6 protein-coding genes are annotated in these 8027 nt (G+C 53.4%); 4 read left to right on the plus strand and 2 right to left on the minus strand.

The features are described 5' to 3' along the window. Positions 1-9 precede the first annotated feature (9 nt). The 3 genes from H6F67_RS00475 to H6F67_RS00485 are packed head-to-tail and all read left to right on the plus strand — an operon-like array spanning position 10 to position 1968. Complete coding sequence (locus H6F67_RS00475; RefSeq protein ID WP_190762245.1) at positions 10-762, plus strand: hypothetical protein; 753 nt, start codon at positions 10-12, stop codon at positions 760-762. 19 nt (positions 763-781) lie between these two features. Beyond that, positions 782-1462 (plus strand): choice-of-anchor tandem repeat GloVer-containing protein, encoded by a 681-nt coding sequence (locus H6F67_RS00480; RefSeq protein WP_190762247.1) that lies wholly within the window; start codon positions 782-784, stop codon positions 1460-1462. Beyond that, entirely contained in the window at positions 1459-1968 is a 510-nt protein-coding gene (locus H6F67_RS00485) for a choice-of-anchor tandem repeat GloVer-containing protein (protein WP_190762248.1), read from the plus strand. Before H6F67_RS00480 ends, H6F67_RS00485 begins: the two co-directional genes overlap by 4 nt. On the opposite strand, the gene H6F67_RS00490 is transcribed toward H6F67_RS00485, so the two are convergent. Further along, entirely contained in the window at positions 1952-3130 is a 1179-nt protein-coding gene (locus H6F67_RS00490) for an AAA-like domain-containing protein (protein WP_190762251.1), read from the minus strand. The genes H6F67_RS00485 and H6F67_RS00490 overlap by 17 nt on opposite strands. A gap of 623 nt (positions 3131-3753) precedes the next feature. Here H6F67_RS00490 and H6F67_RS00495 point away from each other — a divergent pair. Then, positions 3754-5127: an IS4 family transposase gene (locus H6F67_RS00495; protein ID WP_190762253.1), complete on the plus strand. Its 1374-nt coding sequence runs from the start codon at positions 3754-3756 to the stop codon at positions 5125-5127. Positions 5128-5460: 333 nt separating this feature from the next. Here the strand turns inward: H6F67_RS00495 and H6F67_RS00500 are convergent, their stop codons facing one another. Further along, a complete protein-coding gene (locus H6F67_RS00500; RefSeq protein ID WP_190762255.1) occupies positions 5461-7407 on the minus strand; it encodes a protelomerase family protein in 1947 nt (648 codons plus the stop codon). Positions 7408-8027: the final 620 nt, after the last annotated feature.

Raw genomic sequence — 8027 nt, forward strand, 5'->3', positions numbered from 1 at the left:
GCAACCCAAATGAATTTTAATTGCCGCAAAAAACAGTTGATCGCCTGTGTGTTTGGCTGCTGGATGCTGAGCGCTGCGATCGCCGGATGCACTGCTACGCCGACTCGATCGCAGCCTGAAACGACTTCACCCGATTCTGAAACAGTCGCGCCCTCTCCGTCCAATCCAGCAGACTCCCCAAGCCTTCCCAAACTGGCAGGCGTTCAAGAATGGGCAGAGATTTTGCAGGGCGAATCCGTGCAGGGATTAACGTTTAGCAATGATGGCAAGCTATTGTATCAAGACAAGGTATTACTCACAGAAATTCCGGTGAGCTATGTCAGCAATGGCGATGTTACTGATGCTCAACGGCTGATTATTTCTGATTCGTCTCCATCCGGTCGATTTAATATCGTGAAAGCCTGTGAAGGCACAACCAATGAATCGGGACTTTGCTGGTCGCTGTATCTGGTCGATCGCCAGTCAGAAACCGCTCAAAAGATCGATATTGCCAAATACGGCGGACTCAACTGGGTGCAGTGGACGAGCGATGAGCGATATGCCCTGTTTGTTGAATCGATGGAGGGTGTGTCCTGGTTTGTTGCGCTCGATTTACAGACTGGGGAATCAAAAATGTTTGAACAAACGGCAGCAACTGCGGATTTAAGCAGCTTTAAGTGGATTGATGATCGCACCTTTGAGGCAAATCTTCTTTGTCGTGAAGGAACAACCTGCACAGAACCTTCGTTTCGCGGCAATATCTCAACCTTGTTCACTCAATAGTTTTCACTGCGAAAAAACTGTGGAAAAGCTTTCTGTCCTTCATCCTCTTGTCCTCATTTTGCTGAGTTTATGTGCAGGTTTATCCGCGTGTCAACCGAACAACATTACCTCATCCACTCCGTCTGCTGAAACGACTCCATCTTCAGATTTCCAGAAGGCATCACTCACCACGATCGCTCACTTTCAAGGTGACAACGGCGGCAACCCGTTAGGAGTAGTTCAGGCGAGCGACGGCAACTTTTACGGCATCACCGAAGGCGGACGAATTGGCCCCGGAGTCATCTTTCGCCTCACGCCGGACGGCCAGATTCAGCCGATCGTGCATCTGCATGGCGAAACTCAAGGCTACAACCCGGAGGCAGAGCTAATTTTGGGGCGCGATGGCAATTTGTACGGCACAACTTCGGGCGGTGGTGCAAATGGGCAGGGGTTCGGCACGGTCTTTCGCGTCACCACAGCCGGACAACTGACGACCTTAGCGGTGTTCGATCGCAAAAACGGCGCTAGTCCTCAGCGTCCTCTCATTCAAGCGCAGGACGGCAATTTCTACGGTACAACCTACATGAGCGGCGACCATGAGCAAGGCACAATTTTTCGGCTAACGCCTGCCGGAGAACTCACGACTCTGGTTCACTTCAAGGTCGATCGATTTCCAGGGGCACTCGATATCATTCAGGATCGATCGGGCAATTTTACGTGACGCACGGCAATTTTTACGGCACACAATACATGGCAGATGGCGAAGCAACAATTTTTCGCCTCACCAATCACCAAACGTTGATTCCATTTGCTCAATTTGTAGGGCTAAATGACAACCCCAGCCGCGATGCCTATCCGAGTCGCCTCGTAGAAGCGCAGGACGGCAACTTCTACGGCGTGACGCTGTTCGGCAACTTCTTTCGTTTAACGCCGGATGGACAAAAGACGACGATCGCCACCCTCGATCGCAACTTTTTGTTTAACCGCCTGATTCAGGGCAGCGACGGCAACTTTTACGGCACAGCGATCGGACCAGAACCCCCCGACCCCGGCATGGTTTTTCGCCTCACACCTCAGGGAGAACTTACTCCGCTCGGCTACTTCACCGGAGGCAACGGCAGCCAGCCCAACAGCCTAATTGAAATTGAGGGCACATTCTACGGCACAACGTTAATGGGCGGCAAACACAATCAGGGAACTATATTTAAGCTCACGATCGATCGCTAAAATACCGACGATACAGTTCACAGCTTAGCCTGACTTGATTGCCATCCAGTCTTGCCAGCCCGGAACTCTCCAGCCTGTAGGCCAGAATCGGATCGAGACTGGTTCCCTGCGGCTCGTTGGCAATCACGCGATCGAGGGCGATTTGTAGTTCTAAATAGTTTTGCAAAACCTGCCAGTGACGCCGCAGATGATCGCGATAAATTCCGGCTTGAGTTGGAGCCGTTCGCAGTAGTTCTTCCAGCGTCATTCCTTGTTGCAGATGATAAAACGCCAACTGCAAAAGATACGGATGCCCCCCGACCATTGCAACGATTTGCTGGATTGCTGCTGCTGAACCGTTCCAACCATAGTGTTTTGCTAACTGCTGGATTTGATCGATCGTCAGTTCCGATAAGCGAATCGGCAATCCGACATTAAAAGGCGATTGATTCAAATTGAGCGGTAGATAAACTTCAGTAGAATGAGCGACGACCAATCGTAATCGCTGCCAAACCTGTAGATTGTTTGCCTCTTCGTGCCAGCTTCGCAGCAATGCAAAAAATCCCTGTGCGATTTGCGGAAATTCAAATAGCCAGTCTACTTCATCCAATCCCAAAACTAAATTCTGATGCAGTTGCTCTAAAAGACAGAACTGAAAAGAAGTCGTGCAGCTTACCAGGCTTCCAAACCGATCGCTATCCCAGTAATCTTCAATCTGAACGGATAAATTCAGCTTGCGGATAAGATTGATGCAAAACCATCGCAAAAATGTATCTAAATCCGTCAAGACTGCTGCTTCTGCCTGCCGCAAATTCAGCCGCACCGTTGCAAAATTCATCTCGTTGGCTCCTGCTAAAATTCGATGCAGAAGCGACGTTTTACCCATATGTTGCGGGGCGCGAATTCGCACTAAGCCGCCCGGTTTGCGAATTTCTTGAAGACACTGTTTTTCGATCGGCGGACGCTCAACATAAAGCGGCGATTTTAGCGTTAGTGGACTACCCGGAAATTCTATAGCGGATTTTCCCTGACCCACTAATTGCGGATGAACCAGTTCCGATCGATGCTGAGCAAACAGGTCAACGAGTTCTTCCCGGTAGGAGTAATGTTCGCCTTCAATGTTGCTGAATCCAAACGCTTTGCAAACGTTAGCAATATGACGACGAATGGTGGAAGGTTCCAAGTACTATGCGTTAATCGCATTTTTCTTAACAATTTTCTCGATTGCTCAAACGGTTGCGGGGTAATAGTTTGAGCGAGTTTAGATTTTAATTTTTCTAGTTCAATTTCCGCCGTTGCAACACTTCTTCATAGCTGGTGTAACCGTTGGCGATCGAATGTGACGAGCGCTCTCAAAAGATTGCAATTTCAAGGAGAAGGCCGATCGAAGTGCTTTACACGGGTCTAATGCAGAAGGGGCGAGCGCTTGGTGATTTAGCAGAGTGACAAAAAATACAAAGCTTCATCTAGGGGCGAGTGGGGACTTTTTGCGGCTGGCTGCGCGGGTGCGATCGAGTTTGGCTGCGGATGGTTGTCCGCGATTGTCTGATGCGATCAGGGGTATATAGGGCTAGATAAGGATGTGGATATGGATAAGGAATATACAGGTATAGATAAGAATGCTATGTGCATATGCGGTATTTTTGCCGCATGGATGGCTGGTTTGGACGCGAATTTTACGGCAAAAGTGGCAAGTAGAATCGGCTGTGAGGCGCTTTTAGCACTGGTTTTGAGCGTTGCTGATTTTGCTCGATCGCGATCGAGCGCGGGTGTCGTCGCGTGTGCATCCAGCCAGAGAGTATTGTCATGAGTTGGGTCAGCGAGGAACTTGAGGCCGCCGATTTAGGCGACTTGCGCCGGACTCGACGGCTGATAGCGATCGTGGAAGACTTGGCGGCCAAGCCGAATGCCAGTGTGCCGCAAGCGAGTCGGGATCGAGCTGCAATGCAGGGGATGTATGACTTTTGGGCGAATCGGCGGGTGGATGCGGCTGCGATTATTCGCGCTCATGCCGTCCGGTCGGTCGAGCGGATGGCCCAAGAAACAACGGTGCTTGCCATCCAAGACACAACCGAATTGGACTACAGCCATCATCGATCGACGCAGGGATTAGGCAGCATCAGCAAAGCACGAGCGCGTGGGCTGAAAGTGCATAGCGTGTTGGCCGCCAGTGCAGCAGGAGTGCCCCTCGGTGTGCTGCATCAGGAAGTGTGGGCGCGACCCAAGTGCCGCAAGCGCGACGATCAGCGGCGGATGGTGATCGCGCAAAAAGAGAGCGTGCGCTGGCTGCGGAGTCTCGAAATCACGCAGCAACTGGTGGGCGATCGTACACGGGTGGTGACGGTGGGGGATCGCGAAGCGGACATTTATGAACTATTCGCCTGTGCGCGATCGACTCAAAGTGAATTTCTGATTCGCGCTGCCCAAGATCGACAAACGACGAGTAACGAGGCCGATGAGGATTTTGCCGCCCTATTCGCCACCGTTGCGGCGTGTGAGTGCCAGGGTGCATTTCGGTTGGCACTGCAACGGACACCGCGCCGTGCCGCCCGCACTGCCGTCGTCAGCGTGCGCTTCACTCAATTGTGGTTGCACCCCCCAGAGTATTTGAGCCAGCTTGCACCGATCGCCGTCAGCGCGATTCTGGCCGAAGAGATGCAGCCGCCGCCCAGCCACGAAGCACCGATCCGCTGGTTGCTGCTGACGACGCTGGATGTGCCCGACTTCGCGATGGCGCAGCAGTGCTTGACGTGGTACAGCTATCGGTGGCTGATCGAACGCTATCACTACTTGCTTAAATCGGGGTGTCGCCTGGAAACGCTGCAACTGAAGCGTTCAGACCGACTAGAGCGAGCGTTGGCGTGTTACGCAGTTGTGGCATGGCGACTGATGTGGCTGGCGTATGGGGCACGGACTGATCCGGATGGCTCGATCGACGGCAAGCTCGAACCTGCCGAATGGCAAGCGTTGTATTGCTATGTGCATCAAACGAACACACCCCCGGCACGAGCGCCGAGTTTGGGCGAGTGCCTGGTGTGGATCGGTCAATTGGGTGGCGCATTGGGCACTTGCGCGGGGCTGCAAAGTCTCTGGCGGGGTTGGCAGCGGCTGCAAGATCTCAGGGCGATGTGGCAACTGGTGTCACCGCTCGATTGCCTGAGCGTGATGCTTGATCGGTGAGTGAGGCCAAATTTGACCTGAAATTCGGGTCGCCAGTAGGGTGATCGCCGCGCTGATTGCGATTGAATTGTAACGAAAGATGCGATGCAGGGACAAAGGCGCGGATTGGGGCGATTTCTGAGCCGACTTTACAATCGATCGCCGGCTCCAACGCGCTGGCAAGGGTGCAAAGCCGCCTGAGCCAATGGCACGGCCCCAGCGCTCCCACTGAGACTAGTGTGAATCGGGACTGTGCCACACCTTGACGCAGCAATTGGATTGCTTCGCACTAAGCAATCCAATTGCTGCATGAATTGCTTAATTGGATTGGGGCAGCGTTGCGGGTCTGGAGCGTCAATCTTGACCTGTCCCCTTGCCCGATCGCAGGGATTGCTGCACCTGTGCGAGTGTGATTTTTTCGCGGTAGCTGCTGTTGTGCCCAGGCTGAATGTGCAGTTGGTGGTGGTGTTGATCGATCGCCTGTTGCTGCTGCTCCAAAATGCGGTTGATTAAGCGCTGGTTGGGCGTGAGTGCCTTGAGAAAATTGGCTGTAATCTCGCGCTTGAGCTTGTGGGGTTGCTGTGTTTGGTCGATATACAGGTTGTAGTGTTGAATGTCGTCGATCGCCTGGAGAATTTGCTGTGTGAGGGCAGCGGTGGCAGTGGCCTTTTCTGGCGACTTCGAGCGGCTGGGTTGACGTTGAGTGCGGGCGGCGGTGGCGCTCGTCGCTGCTTCTGTGTCCGGTTTGGGTGGACGATCGCTTGCCACTGTGCCACTGTGCGGCGCGGGGTCAGGGCGCAAGGTGTCCGCAACCGGCGATGGCGCAAGGCCATGATCCCCTGTGGGTGTGGCGCTGAGCTGCGTGTGCGTTTGCATCAACGCCTGAAACATCGCCAGGGTTTGAGTAAACATCGACTTGAGTTCGTCCACCTCAGCGGCTGGGGCTTGCACCTGTGGGGGCGGCGCGGCGATCGTCGTCGGCTCAGTGGGTCGTGGATCGGGCGTGGTTGCGGGTGTGACGATCGCCGTTTGCTCGGCGGCATCGGATGCAGCGGATTGGGGTGGCGCGACCGTTTCGAGTGTTTCCAGTGACCAATGCAACCAGCGGGACATGGCGGCGATTTTGGCTTCTGTTGTGTCGGTTGGGCCAAAATGCGATAGCACTTGCTGGACGAGATTTTCCTCTTGGTAATTGATCCACACGCTCTTTCTGGGTGTGCGCTTGCTTTTGCTGGATTGGGGAGCGGCGGAGTGGGACATGGCTTGCGGTTGCAAAGTGGAGCGGGCTTCCGGTGGTGCGGGTGCTGCTGTGGCGTCAGGTCGCTGGAAGCGGGCGATCGGTTGGATGCCGCCGTGCCCTAGCTTGATGCCCTTGCGCTTGCCCCCGGCTTGAGCAATGACCGCATCCGCGATCTCATAGTCGGCATAGTGACGCGAAGCGGTGAGCGATCGCCGCAGCGTCGGATCAGTTTCGTCTAAAACGGCATAGTGGCCTTGAATCGCCGCCTTGTACTCGGTCGGCTCCACCCAGGACGGGCAATACCAAAAGGTGGCGATCGTCGCGTAGACGGCGCGAAACAAGTGGGTGTAGAGGTTGTCTTGCCCTCTGGGTGGAACCAGCCCCGCGAAGTGACGCTCGCAGGCTTGCACCACGCGATCGCCGTACTTGCGGTTAATCTCTTCCGGCGTCAGAGCAACCGCATCGGGCAGTTGCTGACGTAGCTTTGCTAGGGCCGCAATGACGCGATCGGCAGTGGTGAGCGTGGGAATCTCAAAGCTGAGGATTTGCCGCTCGCCCCGCCGTTTGAGTGCCCCGGTGAACCGCACACTCCACTGGCTCGCCTTCTCAAACTGAGCGGTTGCCAGAATCTCACTCGATCGCCGTCCGGTCAGGACGGCCAGCGCTGCGGCGAGGTCAAACCAATGCGGTGAGTCCTCGATCAGCGCAACGGCTTTTGCCACGATCGCATCCGGTTGGTCAATTTGTTTCACGTCCTCATTGCGATCGGCAGTGCGTTGCAACTTCTGGTTATTGAGTTCGGTGTATTCCTCTGTGGTCAGGCCAAAATATTTCAAGGCAAAATGGTCAGCCCCAAACTTGGCTTTGATTTGGCTGCGGGTTTGGTCAAACAACGGCTGAAGCTGAGAGATCTGGGTGAAATGGCGATCGACCCAGGATTGGCGAAGCTGTGCGGCTAAGTCGATCGCTTGCTGATGTCCCGCTTCGGAGTCGGGCAACTGGGCGATCGCGGGCAAGAATTCATTGGCAAGCTGAGTATTGAGCCAGGTGCGTTTACCCATGATTCAATGAAGGTGAGCGTGGATCAGTGGAGCGGTCTACTGCGTTGAGCTAACTGTATTGTATCGCTTATTGTATTGGTTGTTGATATGAATTGCTACTGGTCTATCCCTTCGCATTGTTTGGCTAGGGCGATGGCTCAATTGCTGCGATCGTTACCGTGCAATGGATTTGGCTTGCGAGAACAGAATCGTCGCCGCCGCGCACAGGCAATCGATCAGGGTCTGGCGGCAAACACTCAATCGATACAAATTGCTTATAGAACTCGAAATGAAGCAATCCAAAATAGTGAACTAGATGAGCAGATTGTATCGACTAGCCGCAATTGTATTGCATATTTGAATTATTTAATACAAATTGCTAATCATTTGAATTGCTTAGTGCTTTGGGTTAAGCGGTGCGGTCGAACCTAAAAATGGCTGAAAGCCGCTCTGTGTATAGATTTGAGCGATTATTGCAAGTAGTGGAAAGTACCCTAAAAGCGCTAGAGAGCGATCGTGCAAGCAATACAATAATAAGTAATTCAAATAGAGGTTAAATGATACAAATTGCTTATAAGCGATCGGGAGTTGACGTATTGCTTAATAGGATGTTCAGAACATCCTATTAAGCAATACGTCAA

The organism is Microcoleus sp. FACHB-1515, assembly GCF_014696105.1.
GTDB lineage: Bacteria > Cyanobacteriota > Cyanobacteriia > Elainellales > Elainellaceae > JAAUTJ01.